This window comes from Methylotenera sp., assembly GCF_030684185.1.
GTDB lineage: Bacteria > Pseudomonadota > Gammaproteobacteria > Burkholderiales > Methylophilaceae > Methylotenera.
This window is the reverse complement of record NZ_JAUXOY010000028.1, coordinates 123,907-147,622: the sequence shown is the minus strand read 5'-3', so window position 1 is coordinate 147,622 and position 23,716 is coordinate 123,907. Positions and strand designations below refer to the sequence as shown.

Annotated in this window: 21 protein-coding genes and 1 pseudogene; 11 read left to right on the top strand and 11 right to left on the bottom strand. The window is 44.9% G+C overall.

Features of this window, described 5'->3' with window-relative positions; all coding sequences use genetic code 11:
• Positions 1-2: 2 nt before the first annotated feature.
• From Q8J82_RS11975 to Q8J82_RS11960, 4 genes are all read right to left on the bottom strand, one after another.
• A complete protein-coding gene (locus tag Q8J82_RS11975; protein ID WP_304890573.1) occupies positions 3-635 on the bottom strand; it encodes a protein-L-isoaspartate(D-aspartate) O-methyltransferase in 633 nt (210 codons plus the stop codon).
• 38 nt (positions 636-673) lie between these two features.
• Positions 674-1,429, bottom strand: a complete 756-nt coding sequence (gene surE / locus Q8J82_RS11970; protein ID WP_304890568.1) for a 5'/3'-nucleotidase SurE — start codon at positions 1,427-1,429, stop codon at positions 674-676.
• Between the two features lie 104 nt (positions 1,430-1,533).
• A complete protein-coding gene (locus tag Q8J82_RS11965) occupies positions 1,534-2,274 on the bottom strand; it encodes a sporulation protein (RefSeq protein WP_304908925.1) in 741 nt (246 codons plus the stop codon).
• Positions 2,271-3,062: a type III pantothenate kinase gene (locus Q8J82_RS11960; protein WP_305328386.1), complete on the bottom strand. Its 792-nt coding sequence runs from the start codon at positions 3,060-3,062 to the stop codon at positions 2,271-2,273. The genes Q8J82_RS11965 and Q8J82_RS11960 overlap by 4 nt, the downstream gene beginning before the upstream one ends.
• Before the next feature lie 170 nt (positions 3,063-3,232).
• Between Q8J82_RS11960 and Q8J82_RS11955 the strand changes: the two genes are divergently transcribed.
• A complete protein-coding gene (locus Q8J82_RS11955; RefSeq protein WP_305328385.1) occupies positions 3,233-5,398 on the top strand; it encodes a TonB-dependent receptor in 2,166 nt (721 codons plus the stop codon).
• Between the two features lie 40 nt (positions 5,399-5,438).
• On the opposite strand, the gene birA is transcribed toward Q8J82_RS11955, so the two are convergent.
• Complete coding sequence (gene birA / locus Q8J82_RS11950) at positions 5,439-6,443, bottom strand: bifunctional biotin--[acetyl-CoA-carboxylase] ligase/biotin operon repressor BirA (RefSeq protein ID WP_305328384.1); 1,005 nt, start codon at positions 6,441-6,443, stop codon at positions 5,439-5,441.
• 114 nt (positions 6,444-6,557) lie between these two features.
• On the opposite strand from birA, the gene Q8J82_RS11945 reads away from it, so the two are divergent.
• The 7 genes and pseudogenes from Q8J82_RS11945 (at position 6,558) to corA (ending at position 14,650) form a co-directional block, all read left to right on the top strand.
• On the top strand, positions 6,558-8,357 hold the full coding sequence (locus tag Q8J82_RS11945) for a glutamine--tRNA ligase/YqeY domain fusion protein (protein WP_305328383.1): 1,800 nt from the start codon (positions 6,558-6,560) through the stop codon (positions 8,355-8,357).
• Positions 8,358-8,365: 8 nt separating this feature from the next.
• A complete protein-coding gene (locus Q8J82_RS11940) occupies positions 8,366-8,947 on the top strand; it encodes a flavin reductase family protein (RefSeq protein WP_304890572.1) in 582 nt (193 codons plus the stop codon).
• A gap of 156 nt (positions 8,948-9,103) precedes the next feature.
• Positions 9,104-10,273, top strand: coding sequence for an efflux RND transporter periplasmic adaptor subunit (locus tag Q8J82_RS11935; RefSeq protein WP_305328382.1), 1,170 nt, complete (start codon positions 9,104-9,106; stop codon positions 10,271-10,273).
• 6 nt (positions 10,274-10,279) lie between these two features.
• Positions 10,280-10,957 (top strand): annotated as a pseudogene (locus Q8J82_RS11930) (ABC transporter ATP-binding protein); the annotation flags it as partial.
• Positions 10,958-11,119: 162 nt separating this feature from the next.
• Entirely contained in the window at positions 11,120-12,328 is a 1,209-nt protein-coding gene (locus Q8J82_RS11925) for an ABC transporter permease (protein ID WP_305252184.1), read from the top strand.
• Between the two features lie 3 nt (positions 12,329-12,331).
• A complete protein-coding gene (locus Q8J82_RS11920) occupies positions 12,332-13,534 on the top strand; it encodes an ABC transporter permease (protein ID WP_304891349.1) in 1,203 nt (400 codons plus the stop codon).
• 15 nt (positions 13,535-13,549) lie between these two features.
• Positions 13,550-14,650 carry a magnesium/cobalt transporter CorA gene (gene corA, locus Q8J82_RS11915; protein WP_304891348.1) on the top strand — a complete coding sequence of 367 codons (1,101 nt, stop codon included), beginning with the start codon at positions 13,550-13,552 and terminating at the stop codon, positions 14,648-14,650.
• Positions 14,651-14,818: 168 nt separating this feature from the next.
• Here the strand turns inward: corA and Q8J82_RS11910 are convergent, their stop codons facing one another.
• The 5 genes from Q8J82_RS11910 to msrA form a co-directional block, all read right to left on the bottom strand.
• Complete coding sequence (locus Q8J82_RS11910) at positions 14,819-15,418, bottom strand: hypothetical protein (protein WP_305328381.1); 600 nt, start codon at positions 15,416-15,418, stop codon at positions 14,819-14,821.
• 9 nt (positions 15,419-15,427) lie between these two features.
• Positions 15,428-16,378, bottom strand: a complete 951-nt coding sequence (locus Q8J82_RS11905; RefSeq protein WP_305328380.1) for an MlaD family protein — start codon at positions 16,376-16,378, stop codon at positions 15,428-15,430.
• 6 nt (positions 16,379-16,384) lie between these two features.
• Positions 16,385-17,191, bottom strand: a complete 807-nt coding sequence (locus tag Q8J82_RS11900; RefSeq protein WP_304908823.1) for an ABC transporter ATP-binding protein — start codon at positions 17,189-17,191, stop codon at positions 16,385-16,387.
• A complete protein-coding gene (locus tag Q8J82_RS11895) occupies positions 17,188-18,303 on the bottom strand; it encodes an ABC transporter permease (protein WP_304891344.1) in 1,116 nt (371 codons plus the stop codon). Before Q8J82_RS11895 ends, Q8J82_RS11900 begins: the two co-directional genes overlap by 4 nt.
• A 223-nt stretch (positions 18,304-18,526) precedes the next feature.
• Positions 18,527-19,063 carry a peptide-methionine (S)-S-oxide reductase MsrA gene (msrA, locus tag Q8J82_RS11890; RefSeq protein ID WP_304891343.1) on the bottom strand — a complete coding sequence of 179 codons (537 nt, stop codon included), beginning with the start codon at positions 19,061-19,063 and terminating at the stop codon, positions 18,527-18,529.
• Between the two features lie 82 nt (positions 19,064-19,145).
• Here msrA and Q8J82_RS11885 point away from each other — a divergent pair, with 82 nt between their 5' ends.
• On the top strand, positions 19,146-20,372 hold the full coding sequence (locus Q8J82_RS11885; protein ID WP_304891351.1) for a DNA polymerase: 1,227 nt from the start codon (positions 19,146-19,148) through the stop codon (positions 20,370-20,372).
• A 110-nt stretch (positions 20,373-20,482) separates the two neighbouring features.
• Here Q8J82_RS11885 and Q8J82_RS11880 read toward each other — a convergent pair whose 3' ends face one another.
• Positions 20,483-21,544, bottom strand: a complete 1,062-nt coding sequence (locus tag Q8J82_RS11880) for a pentapeptide repeat-containing protein (RefSeq protein WP_304891342.1) — start codon at positions 21,542-21,544, stop codon at positions 20,483-20,485.
• Between the two features lie 352 nt (positions 21,545-21,896).
• On the opposite strand from Q8J82_RS11880, the gene Q8J82_RS11875 reads away from it, so the two are divergent.
• Complete coding sequence (locus tag Q8J82_RS11875) at positions 21,897-22,610, top strand: glycine zipper 2TM domain-containing protein (protein ID WP_304891341.1); 714 nt, start codon at positions 21,897-21,899, stop codon at positions 22,608-22,610.
• A gap of 149 nt (positions 22,611-22,759) precedes the next feature.
• Positions 22,760-23,716, top strand: a complete 957-nt coding sequence (locus tag Q8J82_RS11870; protein WP_305328379.1) for a hypothetical protein — start codon at positions 22,760-22,762, stop codon at positions 23,714-23,716.

Genomic DNA, 23,716 nt, shown 5'->3' with positions numbered 1-23,716 from the left:
TGTTATGATGTGCCGCCTAGTAAAGGAACAAACTTTACGGATTCTAGTTTAGTTTGGCGGTATTCTGTTTGTGACACGCGTTCTACTAAATAGAGAATCTGCTCTTCTGTTCCAACAGGGATTACCAAGCGACCGCCTATAGCCAGTTGATCTAATAAGTCCTGCGGCATGTGACTGGCAGCCGCTGTCACGATGATGCCATCAAACGGCGCTAAATCTGGCAGACCTAAATTGCCATCAGCATGACCTAATTTCACATTCACACACTTGAGTTCTCGTAAATGTCCTCTAGCCTTCATGACCAATGGGCGTATGCGCTCAACCGAATAGACTTCTTTTGCAAGCTTAGACAGCACAGCGGTTTGGTAGCCGCAACCTGTGCCGATTTCAAGCACCTTATTTAACTGGTTGCCATTGCGTAAAATCTCAGACATCCGCGCTACGATGTATGGCTGTGATATGGTTTGACCGAAACCGATAGGCAGCGATACGTCTTCATAAGCACGAATTGATAGTGCTTCATCAACAAAAATGTGCCGCGGAATGGCGGCAATAGCAGACAGCACAACTTCATCTTTAATGCCTTGTTCACGCAAGCGCGTCAACATGCGGTCGCGCGTGCGAAGCGATGTCATGCCTATGCCAGACTGTGTTGATGTTCTTACGATTGCCACTAGTTGTTCTTTCCTACGTTGAGCCAGTCTTTAATTTCGGCAAGTTGTGCGTGATTCGTCAGATCAACCTGAATCGGTGAAATAGACACTTGATTGTTTGCTACCGCATAAAAATCAGTACCTTCACCACCGTCATTTGGCAATCCGGCAGCACCTACCCAATACACAGTTTCATTGCGCGGTGTTTTGAGTTGTACTACTGGTTCTGCTTTGTGGCGTTTACCCAAACGCGTTACAACCCGTCCTTGTAGCTCGCTATAGGGTATGTCTGGCACGTTTACATTGAGCAAGGTGGGTGATTTGAAGCCAGCTTTCTGGTAGTGCTGTACTAGTTCAACAGCCACTCTTGCGGCGGTTTCAAAGTGTGTGGAATTATGTTGTGACATAGAAATGGCTATCGATGGAATGCCAAGTAAATAGCCCTCCATGGCTGCTGCAACAGTACCTGAGTAAATGGTGTCATCACCCATGTTTGCGCCATCGTTAATGCCGCTAATCACCATGTCGGGCATGCTGTCCATTAAACCGGTCAGTGCGATATGCACGCAATCTGTTGGTGTGCCATTCACATAATAAAATCCATTGGCTGCTTTTTTTACACTCAAAGGACGATCCAGCGTGAGCGAATTACTTGCACCACTTCTATTTCGTTCAGGGGCAACAACGGTAATATCCGCCAGTTTGGCAATATGCTCCGCTAGAATATTCAGACCCGGCGCAAAATAGCCATCGTCGTTTGAGAGTAGTATTTTCATAGGCAAATTATAGTGGAAGACGAGGTGTTTAGTGCGTAGCTAACCTAAAAAAGCGCTGAAAGTGGCTAAATATGTGCATATTAAAATCATTGTAAGCACAAAATCTAATTACAACGGACTTCTTTAACATCCGCTTCAGGGAATTGTGATTTTAATTTTTTGAGTTCAAGTACTTCTGCATTGTTAAGCTTGCTGAAAAGAAGGCTGGCATGTCCGCCACTTTGATTGCGCATGGCTTTGGTAACATCTTTAACGCCTTTGGCCCTTAATTCGTTCAGTAATTTAATGGCGAGTTGCTCATCTTCAAAAATACCAAATGAAATTGCATTTTTCCATTTGGCATCCTGCACTACGTAAAGCTCATCGACTCCAAGAGCCTTTAATTCTTGTGCTTTTGCCTGTGCTGCTTCGGCTGACCTGAGCGGTTTTTTGTAAACCCAAAAACGTTTAGCCTCCAGTGAGGTTTGTTCTTTTACTGTGGCTTGCAAAGACAGTTTGCTTGCTTCAATTTGTGCGCCAGTAAGATTTACTGCTGAAAACACTCCCCATTCGTAGCATGTGTTTGATGTTAGTGCAGGTGATGCAGTTGCAGGTGTTACCGTTGAGGAATGTTCTCCGATGCTCACATCAATTGGAGAGGCTGCCGTTGTAGTGACTTTAGATGTTGTTGAATTGGGAGATTTTTTAGGCAGCGCTGCAATTTGTTGCGGTGAAAGCACAACGATTTTTTCGGGATGAATTGCTGTCATTGCTGAATTAGGTGTGCTGGGTAAAACAACATCTAAATTAAAGTAAGTTAATAAAGCCAAATTAATTAACACTAACAACCAAACCAACTTTTTCATTGCTGTTCACTTTTCGTAATGTTTTTCTGCATAAATTTTTCTATTAAAAACAAGCCGCGTAGAACCAAATTATCTACGATTAACACCAGGTTTGTCACGTCACCTGAAAGGTTGTTTTTGATTGTCTGTGCATCACCGCCGCTAATGATAATAGTGGGAGATTGTTGGCATTGCGCCTGAAGCGCATCTGCCATTAGTTTGATTGCACCGGAAATCGCCTTTAATGCACCTATGCACATGGCATCTTCAGTATTTTTAGCAAAAATATCTGAGTGCTGCGCAGAATCCGCAGATGCAGGCATGGGCAATTGTGCGGTAGCACGGCCTAAACTCTGTTGCATTAAATTGAACCCGGGCAGAATCAAGCCGCCAATGAATTCAGCTTGATTGTTTGTTGCAGTGAGCGCATCTATGGTCACTGCAGTGCCGGCATTTACCACCACGCAGGGTGCTTGCTTAATGTGCCAAGCCGCGATTAGCGCCGCCCAGCGGTCAGTACCCAAGGTTTCTGGGCTTGAATAGCGATTCAAAACATCGCAGATTTGTGAAGTAGATTTGATCCAGTGTACTGGCAGTTTATAAGGTGAGATATTTTTTATCAGTTCAGCGGCATATCGCTCGCCAGCTACATTTGAAATCATTACGCGCTCATAACCCAAAACTAAAGGCGATAAGTCTATGGTTGAAATTTCAGCATTCAGGCAGGCGTCTTGATTGCAAACCTCACCCGTCGCATTAAACACAGCCCATTTGGTTCTGGTGTTTCCACAATCGATTGCTAGCAGCATGCTTTGCCCCAGAGTGCGACAATTTGCCACATTCCCAGCTGGTGGTGAACTCTATAAAATCTAATATTAATTAAATCCATTTAAAAGGTAAGGTTATGCCGTTTTGTTATTCAAAAAAATACGTTCTCATATACAGTATTCTAACACCATGCTTGTTGGGTGCTACGCCCATGAGCGCATTTGCGGAAGAGATTGCCTTGCCAAGTGTAGAAGTGCGCGCTGAAAGTTTACAAGAAATCAACATGCCGTCACCCAACTCCAGTGATACAGCTTCATTGTTAGAAAATGAACCAGGCGTGAGTTTATACCGCGCAGGCGGCGTATCGAGCCTGCCTGTGATTCATGGTTTAGCGGATGACCGTATTCGCATTAAAGTTGATGGCATGGATTTAATATCTAGCTGTGCTAACCACATGAACCCTCCGCTTTCATACATTGACCCAAGCAATGTGGAGAATATCAAAGTGTTTGCGGGTATTACACCTGTAAGCGTGGGTGGCGATAGTATTGCCGGTACTATAATCGTGAATTCTGCCGCGCCAGAGTTCGCTAAAGATGGGCAAGACTTACTGATTAAAGCGCAGATCGGTACGTTTTACCGCAGCAATAATGATGCGCGTGGTGTGAATTTATCGACCAGTGTTGCCAACGATAAAGTATATATGCGCTATACAGGCTCAACCGTTGAGGCTAATAATTACAGGGCTGGTGGTAACTTTAAGTCTACATTATCACCAGCAGTTAGAAGCTGGCTAAGCGATGGAGAAGTGGTTGGGTCTAGTTACTATAAAGCTCGTAACCATGCATTGGCATTTGGCGTAGTACATGAAAATCACTTGGTGGAATTGAAGTTGGGTTTGCAGGATATTCCTTATCAAGGCTATGCCAATCAGCGTATGGATATGACAGGCAATGATAGCAAGCAATTTAACTTAAGCTATAACGGACAGTATGGCTGGGGCAATTTAGAGGCACGTGCTTATCATGAAGAAACACGACACAGTATGCAGTTTGGTGATGATAAACAATATTGGTACGGCACGATGCCGCCATTAGCATCAGGGATGCCAATGGACACCGAAGGAAAAACTACTGGTGTCAATGTAAAAGCTGACATTAATCTTTCACAGCGTGACACCCTGCGTGTGGGTGCGGAATATCAGCGTTATCGTTTAGATGATTACTGGAGAGCATCACCTCCTGGTGGAGTGATGAATACGATGATGGGACCTAACACTTTTTGGAATATCAACAATGGACAACGTGACCGGTATGACGTATTTGCTGAGTGGGAAGCCAAATGGAGTCCACAATGGCTATCACAATTAGGTTTGCGTAGTAGCACTGTGAAAATGAATGCAGGGGATGTGGTCGGCTACAACAACGCCATCACTATTCCAATGGGTATGATGACTATGCCGGGGTATAAGCCTGCTGCCGATGCATTCAATGCCCTTAATCACAAAAACACTGACAACAATATTGACATTACCGCTTTGGCACGTTTCACCCCGGATGCTGGTCAAACGTTTGAGGTAGGCTACGCCATGAAAACACGCTCACCTAACGTGTATGAACGTTTTGCATGGTCAAACAGCAACACCATGGTGATGAATATGGTTAACTGGGTAGGCGATGGTAACGGCTATGTAGGAAATTTGAATCTAAAACCTGAAACTGCTCATACTTTGAGTGCAACGGCTAATTGGCATGATAATGCGCAGCAAAACTGGAATTTAAAAGTTACTCCTTACTTCACTTATGTGGATGATTATATTGATGCGGTAGCGTGTGCCAAGGTAGGGAAGGTTTGTGCGGCCAGACCTGATGGCTTCGTGAATTTAAGCTTGGATAACCAATCTGCACGTTTATATGGTGTTGATGTTTCAGGCAAAATGGCACTGGCAAACGGCGGTGGTTTTGGTGATTTTAGCGCATTTGGCGCGCTAAACTATGTGCGTGGTAAAAACCGTGATACAGGTGATGATCTTTACAACATCATGCCGCTCAATGCCAAGTTTGCACTTGAACAAAAACTAGGTGGCTGGACTAATACTATTCAAGCCAAACTGGTAGACAGCAAAGACAAGGTACAAGCCGTACGTAAGGAGCTTAAAACAGCAGGATATGGTTTGCTTAACTTGTATTCAAGCTATGACTGGAAAAATGCGCGTTTTGATTTAGGCGTTGAAAACGTGTTTGACAAATACTATGCTGATCCATTAGGTGGTGCGTATCTCGGTCAAGGCGCGACGATGGGAACAAGTGTTCTTCAAGGCGTTGTAGTACCAGGTATGGGTCGTTCTGTTAACGTAGGATTAACGCTTAAATACTAAGTACTTTTATGTAGGGGCGGCAGTTTGTCGCTCCTGCTAATTAAACCACCCCACGCAGGCTAATTTCACCCGAGGCAAACTTTTGTAAGCCGCTGGTGGTTTCAACTAACAAATTTCCATCCTCTGTAATGTCTTGCACAACACCTAATATTTCTCGACCATCTGGCATCAGCATACGTACCTTTTTTTGGTGATACGCATGATGCTTTGTCCATTCATCACGCAGGCTGGTAAAACCTTGCTGTTCAAAACTTCTCAGCAATTCAGCTAAGTAATTAAGTAAAACGCCGAGTAATTCGTTGGGGTTAATTGTTTGTGGGGCAGCGCTTGCTAAATCAATGGCGGGTTGGTCAATTTGCTGTTTGATTTTTGTAGATAAATTCAGGTTAATGCCAACGCCAATCACGGCGGTGCTGGGGCCCTCCATATCACCTTGCAACTCTATTAAAATTCCTGCCAGTTTTTCATGGCCGATGAGTATGTCATTCGGCCATTTAAGTTGTGCTTGCGTAATGCCAAAGTGATGCAGGGCGCGAATCAGCGCAACGCCTACAGCTAAACTTAAGCCTGATAATGTTGCAGCGCCACATTGAAAACGCCACAAAAGTGAGAAAGTTAGACTTGCGCCTAAACCTGCCTGCCAAGTACGTCCGCGCCTACCGCGACCATTGGTTTGCAAGTTGGCTGCAACGCAACTGGCATGCGCATGCCCGCTACTTATTTTTTTCATCAAATAGGTATTGGTAGATTCTAAATAATCATGAATTTCCAGCTTAAAAAACGCGCGTTGTTCACTTATGGTACTTAACACGGCTTGCTCGCGTATTGCGCCTAAAACGGCTTGTGCGTCTAGCAGCGTAACTGCTTGCGGCAGTTTATAGCCACGTCCGCGCACTGAAAAAATTTCAATGCCCAGAGTGCCAGCGTCCTGTAGTGCATTCCAAACGGTGGCGCGAGAAACTTTTAATTGCTGGGCAATATCCTCACCAGAGTGAAATTTGCCGTCTGCCAGCAGTTTTAATATAGGAAAAGTGAGGGCGTTCATATGAAATTGAAGTTTATCACAGCAACTAATGTTGTAAGTTAAAGCAACTAAGGCAAGTCGCGGCTCAACCGTGTAAAATATGCGTAATTATTTTGAGTTAAATTTAAGTGAATCATGGCATCTGAAAAAACACCAACACCACTAGGTTCTAATTTTATTCGCGCGATTGTTGATAAAGACCTTGAACAAGGCGTTTATCAATCACGTAAATGGGCAGGTAGCCCGGGCGATGCTGCGCATCAGGCCGCTGGGCAGCCAGATGCTGCAAAGATTCGCACACGTTTCCCGCCCGAGCCAAACGGCTATCTGCATATCGGCCATGCCAAATCTATCTTTTTGAATTTTGGATTAGCGCGTGATTACGCGGGCGTTTGCCATTTGCGTTTTGATGACACCAACCCTGAAAAAGAAAGCCAAGAATACGTTGATAGTATTACCGATGCGGTAAAGTGGTTAGGCTTTAGTTGGGAGAATGGTCAGGAAAGTAATCTTTATTTTGCCAGCAATTACTTTGACTTTATGTACCGTGCGGCAGAAAGCTTAATTGAAAACGGCCATGCTTATGTAGATAGCCAAACGCCTGAAGAAATGCGCATTACGCGCGGCACCTTAACGGAGGCAGGTAAAAACTCCCCATGGCGTGACCGTACTGTGGCTGAAAATCTTACGCTATTCCGTGAAATGCGTGATGGCAAACATGCCGATGGCAGCCTGATTTTACGTACCAAAATTGATATGGCGTCACCCAACATCAACCTGCGCGACCCGGCTATTTACCGCGTGCGTCGTGCGCACCACCACAACACAGGTGATAAATGGTGCATCTACCCGATGTACACTTTCGCACATCCGATTGAAGATGCGTTAGAACAAATTACCCACTCCATTTGTACGCTGGAATTTGAAGATCAACGTCCTTTCTACGATTGGCTATTGGAGCGGCTTGCAGAAGCTGGTTTATTAGCACATCCGCTACCAAAACAATATGAATTCGCGCGTTTAAACCTTACTTATGTGGTTTTATCAAAACGTAAACTGATTCAATTAGTAGAAGAAAAACATGTGAGCGGCTGGGATGACCCACGCTTGCCAACGCTAGCAGGCGCGCGTCGCCGTGGCTATGTGGCAGAAGGTTTTAAGCTGTTTACTGACCGCATCGGCGTTTCTAAAGCTGATTCATGGATTGAATACACCATCCTTGAAGATTGTATGCGTGAAGTGCTGAACGAAGGCTCCGAGCGCCGTATCGCCGTGTTAGACCCCATTAAACTGGTGATTGATAATTACCCACTGGATTCTAATGGTAAGTCACAAGTGGAAGATTGCTTTGCGCCTAATCATCCGCTCAAGCCAGAACTTGGTAAACGCGTAGTGCCGCTCACCAGAGAACTATGGATAGAACGCGAAGACTTCATGGAAGTGCCGAGCAAAGGATTTTTTAGATTGGTTCCTGACGGTTTAGTGCGCTTGCGTTACGGCTATGTGGTGAAATGCACCGGCTGCGAAAAAGATGCCAACGGCAACGTCACCGTGGTGCATTGCGAATACCTGCCAGATACCAAATCCGGCACGCCGGGCTCAGACAGCATTAAAGTAAAAGGCAATATTCACTGGGTCTCAGTCACACATGCGTATGAATGTGAAGTGCGCTTGTACGACAGACTGTTTAAAGAAGCACATCCGGGCCAAGGTCATACAGAAGATGGGCGCGACAGAGATTTCTTAACTGACCTCAACCCCAATTCAGTCACCGTGATTACTGCGCAACTGGAACCAAGTTTGAAAGATGCTAAAGCGGAAGACAGTTTCCAATTCGAGCGGCACGGTTACTTTGTTGCGGATATAAAAGACAGTGTGGCAGGTACCCCTGTGTTTAATAGGACTGTGACTTTGCGGGATGCTTGGCAGAAGTAATGCTTTCGATGTGCCGCGTTGAACTCTCTAAAGCCTATCGCCTCCTAAACCACGGCCCCACCGTTCTTATTTCTTCAAGCTATAACGGCAAACAAAACATCATGGCGGCAGCATGGGCTTGTGCGCTGGATTTTGACCCACCTAAAATCACTGTGGTAATTGATAAAAGTGCTTATACCCGCGAATTGATTGAAGCTTCTGGCACGTTTGCCATTAACGTGCCGTGTGTGGCGCAGATAGATATTGCGCGTAAAGTGGGCACGACTTCTGGGCGTGATTTAGTAGATACTGATAAATTTGCGCTGTATGGGTTAGAAACTTTTCCTGCAACAGAAATTGATGCACCTTTGCTGAAAGATTGCGTAGCGTGGCTGGAATGTAAGCTCATCCCCGAACCGCATAATCAAAACACTTACGATTTATTCATCGCCGAAGTGGTTGCGGCGCATGCCGATGAACGCGTATTCTCAAATGGTCATTGGCATTTTGAAGGGCATGACAAAGTTGAATATGACAAGCTGCGCACCATCCACCACATTGCTGGCGGTGCGTTCTTTGCCACCGGCATCGCATTAAAATCATCGGTCTAGTTGGTTGCTAAGACAATCACTCTGGTGATTAGCAGGTTACCTTTTAAATTTTTGTATATAGGTTTATACAAAAATAACCAGCCAGAATAGATTTATATCAATCCGCAGCGATACATAAAGTGATACGCTAAACATATCAACATATAAATGAATTCTATGCGACGCATTATCATCATTCTTATACTTTTAGTGGGCGTAGGCTCAGCGTTTTGGTGGTTTAGCCGCCCTAAGCCGATTATGGTGGCGTTGGTTGAAGTGGGGCGGGGCAAAGTAGAAGCTAGCGTGGCAAATACGCGCGCAGGCAGCGTAGAAGCTTGCTTGCGCACACGACTATCGCCGATTAGCGGTGGGCGTATTGCTTTTCTTGGCGTTAAAAAAGGCGATCACGTTAAAAAGGGGCAAGTATTACTGCGTCTATGGAACGATGACCAGCAGGCGCAAAGTAGTCTGGCGCAAACGCAGGTGACAAGTAGCCAAAAACGCATCGCTGAGGCGTGTGCCGTGGCTGAAAACGCAGAGCGTGAAGCGGGGCGCATGGCTGAGCTACGTGCGAAGGGTTTTATTTCAAAAAGTGGTGAAGAAAAATCGCGTTACGAAGCGCAATCACGCCGTGCTGGCTGTGATGCCGCCCGTGCCGACATGAGCCAAGCGCAGGCACGGGTAAAAGTGACGAAGGTCGAGCAGGATAGAACCGTATTGGTAGCACCATTTGACGGTATCGTGGCGGATATTGTCGGCGAAATAGGTGAGTACACCACGCCTTCTCCCCCCGGTGTAGCCACGCCGCCCGCCATTGATTTAATTGATGACTCTTGTTTATATATTGAAGCGCCGATGGATGAAGTGGATGCGCCCAAGATACGCATTGGTCAAGTTGCCCGCGTTTCTTTAGATGCACTGCCAAATCAACCACTTACTGGTCGGGTGAAACGTGTTGCACCTTATGTGGTGGCAGTTGAAAAGCAAGCACGTACGGTTGATGTGGAAGTTTCGCTGGACAATGCAGAGGACGGCAAAAAATTGCTGGTGGGTTACAGTGCCGACGTCGAAATTGTGCTGGATAGCCACGATAATACTTTACGTGTGCCCACCACTACTTTGCTGGAAGGTAACAAAGTGCTAGTGTACCAGCCAACAACTCAAATTCTGGAAGAGCGCATCATTAAAACAGGCATTACCAATTGGGAATTTACCGAAGTGCTGGAAGGTTTGAAAGAAGGCGACCGCATTGTCACTTCATTAGAGCGTGAAGGTGTAAAAGCGGGTATTAAGGTGACGCCCGAAAATGGTACTGACTCTGCTATCAATAAAATCAAGGCGAAATAATTCCGTATGCCTGATGAAAGCCTCATTTCACTCAGTGACATTAATCGCACTTTTTACCTAGGTGACAGCAAAGTACATGCCTTGCGTAATGTAGATTTGAATATTGCGCGCGGCGAATACATTGCTGTGATGGGGCCATCTGGCTCTGGCAAATCTACCCTTCTTAATTTGATTGGTCTGCTAGATCGCCCAGATGAGGGTACTTATAAATTAGAAGGTCGCGATGTAACGACGCTGGATGCTGATGAATTGGCAGCCGTGCGTAGCGAACGTATCGGTTTTATTTTTCAGAGCTTTCATTTAGTACCGCGCCTGACTGCGGCTGCGAATATCGAGTTACCGCTGGTGTTGTCAGGTTTTCCAGCAGCTGAACGCGTCAAACGCGTATCACAGGCTCTTAAAGAATACGGCTTAACCGATAGAGCGAATCATCGCCCTAATGAGCTTTCTGGCGGGCAGCGCCAACGCGTGGCTATCGCACGTGCCACGATACTCCGCCCAGCCGTTTTGCTAGCGGATGAACCAACAGGTAATCTGGATCGCGTGACGGGTGAAGAAGTGGTGAAACTTCTAGAAAAGCTGAATGCCCAAGGCATGACGCTGATAGTGGTGACGCATGACCAAGCGCTTGGTGCGCGCGCACGCCGACAAATAAGAATGGAAGATGGCGGCATTGCCAGCGATGTTACAAATAGTCATGTTGAGGCCAATGATGCTTCAAGAGATGGTCTGCCAACTGACATTATTCCGAGCGTTGATATTCCAACCGACAATGCCCAAACTGTTCCAGTTGAACCCGTTTCTAGTCTGCCTGCTTCAAGACAGCCTAATGAAGGATAAGCTGGCTTGAAGATTACCGATACATTTCGTTTTGCAACTAATGCAGCCACTGCCGCACCTTTGCGCGCAGGCTTGCTGGTATTAGCGATGTCGATTGGTGTGGCTGCAGTGGTCATGCTTACGGCATTGGGTGATGGTGCGCGGCGTTATGTGGTTGAGCAATTTTCTGCGATTGGTACGAATCTGGTGATTGTGTTGCCAGGTCGTTCTGAAACGCGCGGCTTTAACCCGGCGAATTTAGTAACAAGTACTCCGCGCGATTTAACAATAGAAGATGCAAATGCTTTGCTCAGGCTGCCGGAAGTTAAACGTGTTGCGCCGATTTTGGTTGCCACGACAGAAATCAACGCGGCTGGAAAATTGCGTGAAGCCATGCTGCTGGGCACTAATGATGATTACATCAATGTGCGCCAGATGAAGGTTGGGCTAGGGCGTTTTCTTTCTAAAGATGAAGTCGGGCATGGTTCGGCCGAAGTGGTGCTTGGCGCAGTGATTCGTCGCGAGATATTCGGCACTGAAAATCCGCTGGGTAAAACGGTGCGGGTGGGCGATAGGCGCTTGCGCGTAGTTGGTGTGCTAAGCGAAGGTGGGCAAGGCATGGGCATGACTACTGATGAATTGCTGATTGTGCCTGTGGCAACCGCGCAAGCAATGTTGAACAGCAATACGCTTTTCCGCATTTTGGTAGAAGCGCGCAGCCGTGAGCAGATTGCTGAAGTAAAAGCGCATGTACTGAAAACCATCACTCAGCGCCATGACGGTGAAGAAGATGTGACGGTGATTACGCAGGATGCAATACTGGAAACCTTTGATAAGATTTTGAATGTGCTCACACTCGGTGTAGCTGGCATTGCAGCAATAAGCTTGGCGGTAGCGGGCATTTTGGTGATGAATGTGATGCTGGTGTCGGTTACGCAGCGCACGGGTGAAATCGGCCTACTCAAAGCGCTCGGTGCGACTTCCTCTGCGGTACGCCAGCTATTTATGGTCGAAGCGATTTTATTGTCGTTGTCTGGTGCTGTGGTGGGTGTTGGGCTAGGCTATGTGGGTGCGGCCGTATTGCGGCATTTGTATCCTAGTTTTCCTGCGTATCCGCCACTGTGGGCGGTGCTGGCGGGCTTGGCGACTGCGCTTATTTCTGGCTTGGTGTTTGGTGTGATGCCTGCACGCCGCGCTGCCCGGCTTGACCCGATTCAGGCGTTATCGAAGCGATAAATCATGTTGTTAGCGGACTCTGGCCGATTTGCTATTCAAGCGATAATTTCGCACCGCCTGCGCAGCTTTTTGACGTTGTTAGGCATTGCCGTCGGCATTGCCGCTGTGATTTTGCTCACCTCGATTGGTGAAGGTGTACATCAGTTTGTACTAAAAGAATTCACTCAGTTTGGCACCAATGTCATTGGTATTTCTCCAGGAAAAGTCAAAACAGGCGGTCAACCGCCAACGGGCTTTCCCACCACTGCGCGTTTGCTCACTATAGAAGACGCCCGCGCGCTTAAAAAATTGCCGAATGTGACAGGCTCTAGCCCAACTGTGTGGGGGAATTCTGAAGTTGAGGCGAATGGCCGTTTGCGGCGCAGTACGATATATGGCGTGGATGCAGATTTTATTAACGTGTTCAGTGCCAAAGTGCAAACGGGCAGTTTTTTACCGAGTGAAGGCGCGGGTAGTTCGCGCGCGTTTGTGGTGCTGGGTAGCAAACTGCGGAAAGAGTTATTCGGTACAGAAAATCCTCTAGGTGCGCGGGTGCGTATCGGCGGCTTGCATTTTAGAGTGATTGGCATTTTAGAACCCAAAGGCCAGTTTCTGGGGATAGACTTAGATGATACCGCTTATATTCCTGCTGAGCGCGCTCTGGAGCTATACAACCGCGAAGGCCTTATGGAAATTCATGTGCTGTATAAAGAAGGCACTTCTTCTGTTGCAGTGGCAGATGCAGTCAAGAAACGGTTGAAATTACGCCATGGGCGCGAAGATTTTACGATTACCACCCAAGAAGATATGTTGAAAACACTTTCAAATATTCTGAACATTTTGACGATGGCAGTGGGAGCGCTGGGCGGCATCTCTTTACTAGTGGGCAGTGTGGGTATTGTTACCATCATGACGATTTCAGTTACAGAGCGCACCAACGAAATCGGTTTGTTAGTTGCGCTTGGCGCGCGTCGACGTACTATTTTAGGTTTGTTTTTAAGTGAATCCGTGATTCTAGCCGTGCTTGGCGGCGCGATGGGTTTATTGTTAGGCATTGGCTTGGCGCAGTCGTTACACCTACTCATGCCCACTTTTCCAGTGCATACGCCTTGGAGTTTTGCGTTTATTGCATTGGTGATTTCAGGTGTGATTGGCTTGCTGGCAGGCGTTTTACCCGCTGTTAGCGCCTCCCGTCTAGACCCGATTGAAGCATTGCGTGCAGAATAAGTTATTATAGTAAATATGCGTAAACATAAAAAAAGTCATAACAAAAAGATTGGCCTGCCGCCTGGCTCTCTTGTGTATGTAGGGCAAGTGGATACCGATGCGGCAAAATTGGTAAAGCCCAAGGTGAGTTTGATTGAATATGATGCTGCAGATCTGAGCGAAAAATGGCTTACCATTGAAGATATTGCTTCAATCAAGCTGGATGAATATGTCGGTTCTAAAATGCTTTGGTTGAATATTCACGGCGTGCATGATGTTGCTTTAATTAAACAAATTGGCGATTCATTTCGCCTGCATCCGCTTGTTTTGGAAGATATTCTTAATACCGAGCAACGTCCAAAAATAGATGAATTCGATGATTATGTTTTTTTAGAAACCCGCAGTTTTGATTATAAAAAATCCAGTATGGCTGTGAGTTCCGAGCAAATCAGTTTGGTGTTAGGGCGTAATTACCTGCTGACATTTCAAGAGCGCTCAACCGGTATTTTTGAACCAGTACGTGAGCGGCTTCGTACTAGCCGTGCTCATATTCGCGAGCTTGGGGTTGATTATTTAGCTTATTCATTGTTGGATAGCATTGTAGATAGATATTTTAATGTGCTTGAAGACGTGGGCGAGGATAGCGAAGCGCTGGAAGAAGTGCTTTTACACAAGCCGACCAATATGGAGCTGCATAGCATTCATCAGCTTAAGCATGTCAGCATAGAGCTACGCAGGGCTGTGTGGCCATTACGTGAAGTGATTAACAATTTAATACGGAATGAAAATAATTTCTTTAAACCGACCACCATGCCCTATTTACGTGATGTGTATGATCACACGGTGAATTTCATAGAGTCACTTGAGTCCATACGTGATTCACTAAGTGGCATGATGGATATTTACATGGCGAGCGTGAGTAATCGTGTGAATTTAGAAGTCCGTGCATTAACAGTTGTTGCCATGCTGTTTATGCCAGCCACGTTGATTGCAGGTATTTTTGGCATGAATTTCCACGAAATGCCATGGTTGGCCGAGAAAAATGGCTTCTGGTGGGCTATGGGTTTAATGACGACTATCGCACTTATTATGATTTTGATTTTCTGGCGTAGACAGTGGCTTACTAGCAAGACTTAACTTTGTTAAATCAAGCATGCCATATGCTACGGTTGATTTTTGAATTTTTTCGTCGCTATGCAAAAAAATCATATGATGGGTTTCGCAAATAAACTACGAGATTAGACTTATCCCTAGACATCACAAAGTAACCTGCACTCACGACCCTAAGCTGAAAATTAAAATCAACTATCGGCAAAGCTCACTGTTATCAGCAATCATATTTCCCCAAGTAATTACTTTTTTCAGTGCATTCTCGCTTGCCTGTTGCAGCGCAGCCGTTCCGCCTTGTGCGTTAGGTGAGAGGGATGTCACGCTTTCTGTAATAAGTTGGCTTGAGATAATCTTTTTGGATTTTTTCTCAACTACGAGTGCGCTCAACTGAACGATACCCTCACTAGTCGCTACTGTTTGAAACACTTGATCAAAAGCTTCTATTTTTAGTTTCAGGCTGCAATTCATTGGCGTTTTTGTTAAATTCACTATTTTGCTTAGTTTGCTTGAAAACAACTCTGTGGGTAAGCCTGCCCAGCGACTCTCGGTATAGAAAAAAACGCGCGAAGGATTTTGGTAGTTCAGGCGGTAACGAATTTTATTATGATTGAGTGATTCCGCTGCAACTGGCTCTTCTAATAATATTTTTAAAGTAATTTGTTGATTACTTTCGCTTGGAACAGACAAGCCGAAATCATAAACAGCTATATTTTGACTGGTTTTGTTGATGCCGACACAAGCAACCAGAGTGCTTGCAATCAGGCTGCCTGTTAACAATAAAATGACGGGTTGCATTCTAAATCCTCATGGCTTAGCGGTAAATCCTTCTTCACCTGGTCCTGCTGGCAAAACTGGTTTTCCAAACAGGATGCTTTGCGGATTATCTTGCAGAACATCAATGAATTGGTTGAAATGAATGGTGCTTCGATTCATATTTTGAGTGAGTGCATGTAACTGCGGTAAGGTTTCATTGCCTAGTGTGTTGGTGAGTTGGTTGGTGCTGATTTCAAACTGATCGGTTGTGTGGTGGAATTTTTTAGCTGTTAGGCTTAGTTCATTGATAAGTGGTTTTGTAGCATCAAAAGTCTGCTGCATGCTCTCTAATGTTTGAGCAAGCTGGACTTGATTTTTATCGGACACCATTTTATTGGCATTGTTAAACATATTTGTTGCAGAATCGATTGCTGGCAATGCTTTTTCTGAGGCTTTTTCAAAATTTTCTATTGTCTTATTCAATTTCTGGATATCAATTTTTGTCAAAAATTGGTTTGCAGAAGCTGTGAACTGACTACTGTTTCGAAGCAGTGTTTCCAGTTGTGCAGTGAGTTCTGAACCTTTAGACATTAGCTCATCTACAAGAGTTGGCCGAAGCGGAATAATGCTGCCGGCTGGCAGTGCAGTCAAATTTATACTTTCGTCATTTAAGTCAATATAGGCAAGTCCAGTTAACCCTTGTCGACGAAGCTCAGCATAAGCCTCACTAGTCAGTTTCAAATTTTGTGCGACTGCAATGTTAATCATGACAGTGGTTTGCGAAGAAGGATCTATTGATATATCTATTACTTTGCCAACATCTACACCACGAAATTTCACGGCAGCTTCTGGGCTTAAGCCAGTCACTGGCAATTGAGAGCTTACCGTATAGGCTGTGCGGGCCTGCTGTGAGCCGCTGATCCACCAATATGCAAACACCAGCCCTATTCCAAGCACTAAGGTGAATATACCCACTGCAATTGCGTAAGCTCGGTTTTCCATGGCTTATTATAATCTCTCAAGCCTGCTACGGATACTTTGAAAAAAATTGATTATAAACGGGTGATCAATGCCAGCAAGTTCCCGCAATGGACAATCTGCAATAATGTGTTTGTCTTCTAATACGACTACACGTTCGGCAAGCGATGCCAGAGTATCCATATCATGCGTGACGAAAAGCACTGTTAATCCCAAGGATTTTTTGAGTTGTTTAACGAGGTCGATAAAATTATGACTGCGGTCAGGGTCCAGTCCTGCGGTTGGTTCGTCTAGTACCAATAGTTCTGGTTCCAGTGCAAGTGCCCGTGCCAGCCCTACACGTTTAACCATGCCGCCGGAAATCTCAGCAGGAAGCAGGCCTGCGTCGCGCGGCTCAAGCTCAACCAGTGCCAGTTTGTGCATCACTAATTGGTATATAACGGATTCATCAAATTGCTTTAATTCGCGTAACGGAAAAGCGACATTGTCGAAAACGGAAAGTGCTGAAAATAAAGCACCCTGTTGAAACAGCACGCCAAAGCGGTTCATCAGGCGCCGTTGCGCTACTCGTTCCATGATGTGCATGTTTTCTCCAAACAATAGCACGTTGCCGCTTTTGGGTTTAGTCAGGCCTATGATATGACGCAATAAAGTGGTTTTTCCACAACCAGATCTACCCACTAAAGCAGTGATATCACCACGCCTAACTTTTAAGTTGAGATTATGATGAACAATATTTTCACCGAACTCTGTGCAAACATTCTGTATGTCGCAGATGACATCCTGATCTGGAATGTTCTCCTGCGGAGTGTTTTGAATAGAACTCTCGCTCATCATACGCCGATACCACGTGTCAAAATTGCAAACCAAGCATTGACCAAAATCACTCCGGATATTGCTGTGACCACCGAGCTTGTCGTACTGTTGCTTAAGCTTTCCGTATTTGGCTTGATGCGCAAGCCAAAGTGACAGGCGACCAATGCTACTACAAAGCCAAACATCAAACCTTTGATCAAGCTGAGCGTGAGGTTTACAGGCTGAACAACTAGCGGTAAATAATCAAAGAAGAAGCGAAAGCTAATACCTAGCTCTAAATTAGCTGCAAAGGCACCGCCAGCAAGCGTCCAGCCAGATGTCCACAACACCAGTAAAGGCGCGACAAAAGTTAGCCCTAGCACTTTGGGCAGAACAATTCGTAAAGTACGAGAAATCCCCATTGTGGTCAGAGCGTCAATCTCATCAGTCACCCGCATCACGCCGATTTGCGCTGTCATCGCAGAGCCGGATCGGCCAGCAATCAACACTGCCATTAACACTGGGCCGAGTTCACGAATAATGCTAAGTCCCAAAATGTTGACAATGTAAACGTCCGCGCCAAACGCATGCAGTTGTCTAGACATTAAATAGCCCATTACAACACCAATCATAAAGCCTAGGAGTGCTGTCACTGGCAAGGCATTCACACCACTTTTGTACACGTTGGCGCTGAATTCCCGCCATGGAAAATCTTGTGGGCGGCGAAATAAATAGGCAATTTCAACTAATAGTGAAACGAGCAAACGAATAAACTCGCTGAAATGGTGCATGAGGTGGAGCACGCCTTTTCCCAGACTGTTAAGCGGAGAGAGCCAGTCACGCTCAGATTTTTTATCGGGTGGTTTTGTTAAACTGATTAGCGTATTAAACAGTTCTGCATGTTCAGGTCTGAGAGTGATGTTGCCATTGAGTTTGTTACCCCATCCAGACAGGAGGGTAGAGGCACCTGCGGCATCCAACTGATCTACCTCCAGCAAATCCCATTTTGTGAAAGTATCCACAAAAAATGGCTGTAATGATTTTTTAAGTTTGGCAAAATCATTAATCGGTACTCGTAATGACCACTGACCAAAAAGCTGGACATGCTGTTGACCTTGGTCATCCTGAGCAACACGAAAGCTAGCTGCAGCCATTCAATTTCCCCTTTAGCACGATTATACGCAGCGAAAAATTGAAAAGGCAAGCAAAGAGCCGTGTGACTTGAAGCAAGTCAATTCCAGCAGTGAACTGGGGCTGGTTTAGCAGTCGAGCAAGTCATAAGATTTACGCTGCAATGCAACATCAGAGTATAACTAATTAGCAAGGATGAGTTATTAACACTAACAGGTCATTTAAATTTTTGTGTGTCTGGATTTTTTATTTAATCAAAGCTGCATATTTAGCTCGTATCTTTGCTGCTTTGGGCGCGGCCACGGCCATGCAGTAAGGTTGATTGGGGTTCTTGTCAAAGTAATACTGGTGGTATTCTTCAGCAGGGTAAAAAGTCTCAGCGCTGTTGATTTGAGTTACGATTGGTGCAGCAAATAGTTTAGCTTCGTTAAATTCAGTGATCATTTTTATTACTGCATCATGCTGCGCGGTGTTTAGGCAAAATACGGCAGAGCGATATTGCGTGCCGACATCATTACCTTGGCGATTGGGCGTTGTTGGGTCATGCGAAACAAGAAAAATCTCTAATAAAGTCTCAAAACTTATTTGGTCTGCATTAAATGTAATTTTGATGGCTTCGGCATGGCCTGTGTCGCCATTGCAAATATCTTTGTAAGTAGGGTTTGTTGTATGACCGCCAATATAACCCGAGACTACTTTGCTAACGCCTTTTAGCTGGCTAAATATTGGTTCGGTGCACCAAAAGCAACCGCCTGCAAAAATTGCGATTTGTTCGTCACTCATTTTATTTCCTTAAAAAATTAGTTGCTAATGTTAGTCACTTATTTTGGGTAAACATTACAATTGCTGTATGAACAATTCTAGTATGAGCTTAAACGCACTCTATGTAGATTTTAATTCCTACTTTGCCTCGGTAGAGCAGCAGCTTGTGCCTGAGTTACGCGGCAAGCCAATAGGCGTGCTGGCGGTGATGGCAGAAACCACATGCTGTATTGCCGCGAGTTATGAGGCTAAAGCGTTTGGTATTAAAACGGGTACGTTGGTACGCGAGGCACGCAAACTATGCCCTGATATTATTTTTGTAGAAGCGCGACCGCCTGTTTACGTGGCATTTCACCACAAGCTAATAGAAATAGTTGAAAGTTGCACGCATGTGGAAAAAGTACTTTCTATAGATGAAATGGTATGCAAGCTCACAGGTAGTCAGCAGGTTCGTGAAAATGCACTTATACTTGCCGCCAAAATTAAGCAGAAAATATGTGCGCAATTTGAATATATTCGCTGTTCAATAGGCATCGCTCCCAATACTTTTTTGGCTAAAACTGCCTCTAATATGCAAAAGCCTGATGGTTGTGTGGTGATTGAATCGCATGAGTTGCCACAACGCATATTTCACCTGAAATTACGCGATTTAAATGGGGTGGGCCGTCAAATGGAAGCGCGTTTGGCTCGCTATAAAATCACCACTGTTGAGCAGTTATATGCTGCAAACAGGCAACAGTTACAAACTGCATGGGGCAGTATAGAAGGTGAACGTATGTATGACAAACTACGTGGACTTGAGCCTTATTACGTCAAAAATGCGCGTAGCAGCTTGGGGCATTCACATGTGTTACCACCTGAACAGCGCAACCAAGTAGGCGCAAAAGCGGTGATGCATCGCTTGTTGCAAAAAGCCTGCATGCGTATGCGCAGCTATGATTTACTTACTTCTAAAATAGGCATTAAAGTAAAATTCAGAGATATGCCGAGTTGGAATGCAGAAAGCGCAATTTCGCCAACTGATAATACGTTGCGATTGATAGAGGTGCTGGAAACCTTTTGGCAGCGTTACCCAAAAACCAAGCATGCACCTTATGCCGTAGGTATTTCATTTTCTGGCTTGGTGACCGCAGATGAAGTGGCACGCGATTTGTTTCAAATCGAACCGCTAGAAAATGAGAAGAAACTCAATAAAGCCATTGATACACTCAATTTAAAATTTGGCAAAAATACTATTTACTTTGGCGGTGCGCATGAGGCTTTAAAAGATGCGCCAATGCGGATTGCGTTTAGTCACATTCCAGACTTGGTGGTGGAGGGTGATGAATAAAAAGGATTTAATGCATTAATCAGTCAAAAGCCCTGAGAGCCAGTATGTATATGGCTCTCAGGGCTTTTGGAATTTACCGTGGTAATATTTTATGAAAATTGCTGACGAAGTTAGTATCTGGCACCGCGTATATTACATACTTTCATTGCCGGATTTTCTGCGGTCATCATATCAATGCTGCTTAACTTGATTGGGTTGTCTATGCTTGATTCTGGTTTGCTGGCAATCAGTGCGCAATCTATGCATTTTCCTTTGGCTATTTCATAGCCTTTAATGGCCTCTAAACCTTTCACGTTAGTCATAATTGTTTCATCTAAAATCGCCTCATCCAATTTAGCGCCGGTAATGTCGGCACCGGTTAAATCGGCTTTGCTGAAGTCCGCACGAAATAAATCAGTGTTTCGTAAGTTGGCGTTTCTAAAATCAGCAAATTTGAAGTTACTGCGGTTAATGTCTGCGCCTTCAAAATTGGTGTTGGCAAATTTTCCGCCAATCGCATCAAAACGCATCGCGCCCATTGGCTGGTTGCCAATATCTAAACCAAAGCGGCCTTTTACAATAGTGGCGTCACTCATATTTACATTGCCTAGCGTGCCTATCATGCGTGCGTTGGTAAGGTTGGCGCCCTGGAAGTTGGTTTTATCAAAAATCGCCTGAAAAATAGTTGCATTAGTCAGGTTGGTGTTACTTAAATCAGCATTTTCAAGTCGCGCCAGGTTTAAATAGGCGCCTTGTAGATTTGCCCCTTTTAATTTAGCGCCCATCAGTTCAGCACCAAAAAAGCTTACATTCTGCATATTGCAGTGGCTCAAATCCATACCATTAAAGACTAAGTAACCAGCATCTTTGTTGCTTAAGTCGCAGGTTTTGCTGTTAATTTGCTTAAGGGCATCGGCTTGGCTGATTTTTTCGCGCTCAGGCTCGGCGTTTTTTGCATAAAACGTAGCTGCTTTGGTAATAGTGCTGTCTGTGTCGAGTAAAAATGAATCACGCGCACCTTCATTGCCAAAGCAATAAGTTTTGCCTTTATATAACTCGTTAATCGTACATTTGGTTTTGACCAGCGAACCTTTAGATAGGCCAGTGGTACAGTGGTCGCCAAACTCGCCAGCAAAAGCAAAGCTGGTAAAAGTCAGGCCAACTACTAGAATTAATTGCTTGATTGTATTCATGATAGGTCTCCAAAATTTTATATCAATAAAGTTTTATATCTATAAGGTCTGCTCTATACCTGAGCAGTTAAGTACAGTATTCGCGCTATTTCATCAATACTATGTAACTCACGTCACACTGTTGCAAATAAGTATCATTAAGGCTTCTAATAATGAGATTAGGCTTGCTAATGAAAATCATTAGTTACAAATTTGTAACAACTGCGAGTCGTCCGAATTGAAAATAGACGCGTTAACTGACCATCTGCAGAATCTATCGCAGAGATTGAGAAGTAAAAATCAATCTATCGCGCTAGGTATTAGCGTAACTAAGTTCTAGCTTAATGAGCCTAGAAAAAGAGGAGAAATAAAAATGAATGGCCTTAAATTGAATATCACTAAAAGTGTGCGAGTAAAAATGCTGGTGCCAGCTTTATTGACGGCTATATTTGCAGCGCCAGCCATGGCTACTGATCAATACACCGATACAGCCCGTGTGCTTTCAGCTACACCTCAAGTGGAGCGTGTGAATGTGCCACGTCAAGAATGCCGTACAGAATATCAGCAACAAAGCTACAGTAATGGAGGTAATAACAATGTTGCAGGTGCGTTAATCGGCGGTATTGCAGGTGGTTTACTTGGCAGTACGATCGGTAAAGGTAATGGTCGCGTGGCTGCCGCTGCGGTAGGGGCTGGCGTTGGTGCAATGACCGGTAATAGTATTGCTAACAATCAACGTAATTATGGCAGTACCCGCACTGTGCCAGTTCAAAGTTGCTACCAGGTTGATAGTTGGCAAACGGTGAATACTGGCTATTTGGTCACGTATGAATACAACGGTAGAACCTATACTACGGTGACAAATGATCAGCCTGGTAGATATATTGATGTAAGTGTTGCTATAGAGCCGCGCAGTCGCATCGTTTCACAGATTACTTATATTGAGCCAGCGCGCTATAGCTATAACAACCGTGGCTGGGAAGGTAAGCACAGACGACATAATCGCGATGATCGTGGAGGCTGGGATAATCGTCGCGGTGGTGATGACCGTTATGAAGAGCATCGAGGTGACCGCCGTTATTATTAGTTTATGAGTAATTGTTAACTTATAAAACGTAAGTGTTTTTGAAGCCCGGCAGCCAAATTATGGCTGCTGGGCTTTTTATTTTTTAAAACTCCCAAGTCACCAAGCTTGCAAGTAAAATCTAGGCTATCAACTCTACTTAAGAATAGCGCGTGGAAATAACAATAGATTGCGTTTTAAGCGCAGAATTATCAGGCTTGAAAACTGACAGCAGTTTAGCGAACTTGCTGGCTAAAGGGCAAGTGAGCCGAGTAGACAAGCCGCTAGAGACCTTAGTCTGTGAGCAATTTGCATTGCAAGCTACACCAGATTATCCGATAGCTGCTATTTCCGCTACGGTAGATGGTTTGGATGTAGGCGATGCTTATTGGCTGCGTGCTGATTCTGTTCATTTGGCATTGCAACGCGATTGCTTTAGTTTAGCGGAGCCAGGGCCATTGTTTGTGGCGCGTGAACATGCAGAACTTTTGATTGTCAGCTTGAATCAACATTTCGCTCAAGACGGTTTAGCATTCTTTATCGGCAAATCAGGCGCTTGGTATCTGCGTTGTGATAAAACTCCGCAGATTAAAACAAGCTTGCCTAGTGTTGCTATAGATAAAAATATTCATCAATTTTTGCCGACAGGTGATGAATATTCAAAGTGGTTGGCTGTACTAAATGAGGTGCAGATGTTGCTGCATGAGCATCCAGTCAATGAGGCGCGAGAATCTGCAGGTGAAGTTGCAGCTAATAGTGTTTGGCTATCAGGTGGCGGTGCGATGCCGCAATTGAATGCCTTACATCATGATATGGATTTGATTCTAGCCAATACTGTCTTTTATCAAGGGCTGGCAAAGTTGGCAAAGACGCCCTACAAAACATTACCAGCCAATTTAGATGAAGTTTTGCAAAGTACTGCACAGCATGTGCGGCTGCACTTGCCGCAAATAAATAACTTGGATGAGGTTTGGTTTCGTCCCTTATTTGCTGCATTAAAATCAAAAAAAATCAAACGCATAACTTTAAATTTAGGGTTTTATGAAAAAAGTTTAACGATAGATATAAGTCCAATAGACACTTACAAATTTTGGCGTAAGCCAAAACCTGTAATCGATTACCTTGAATGA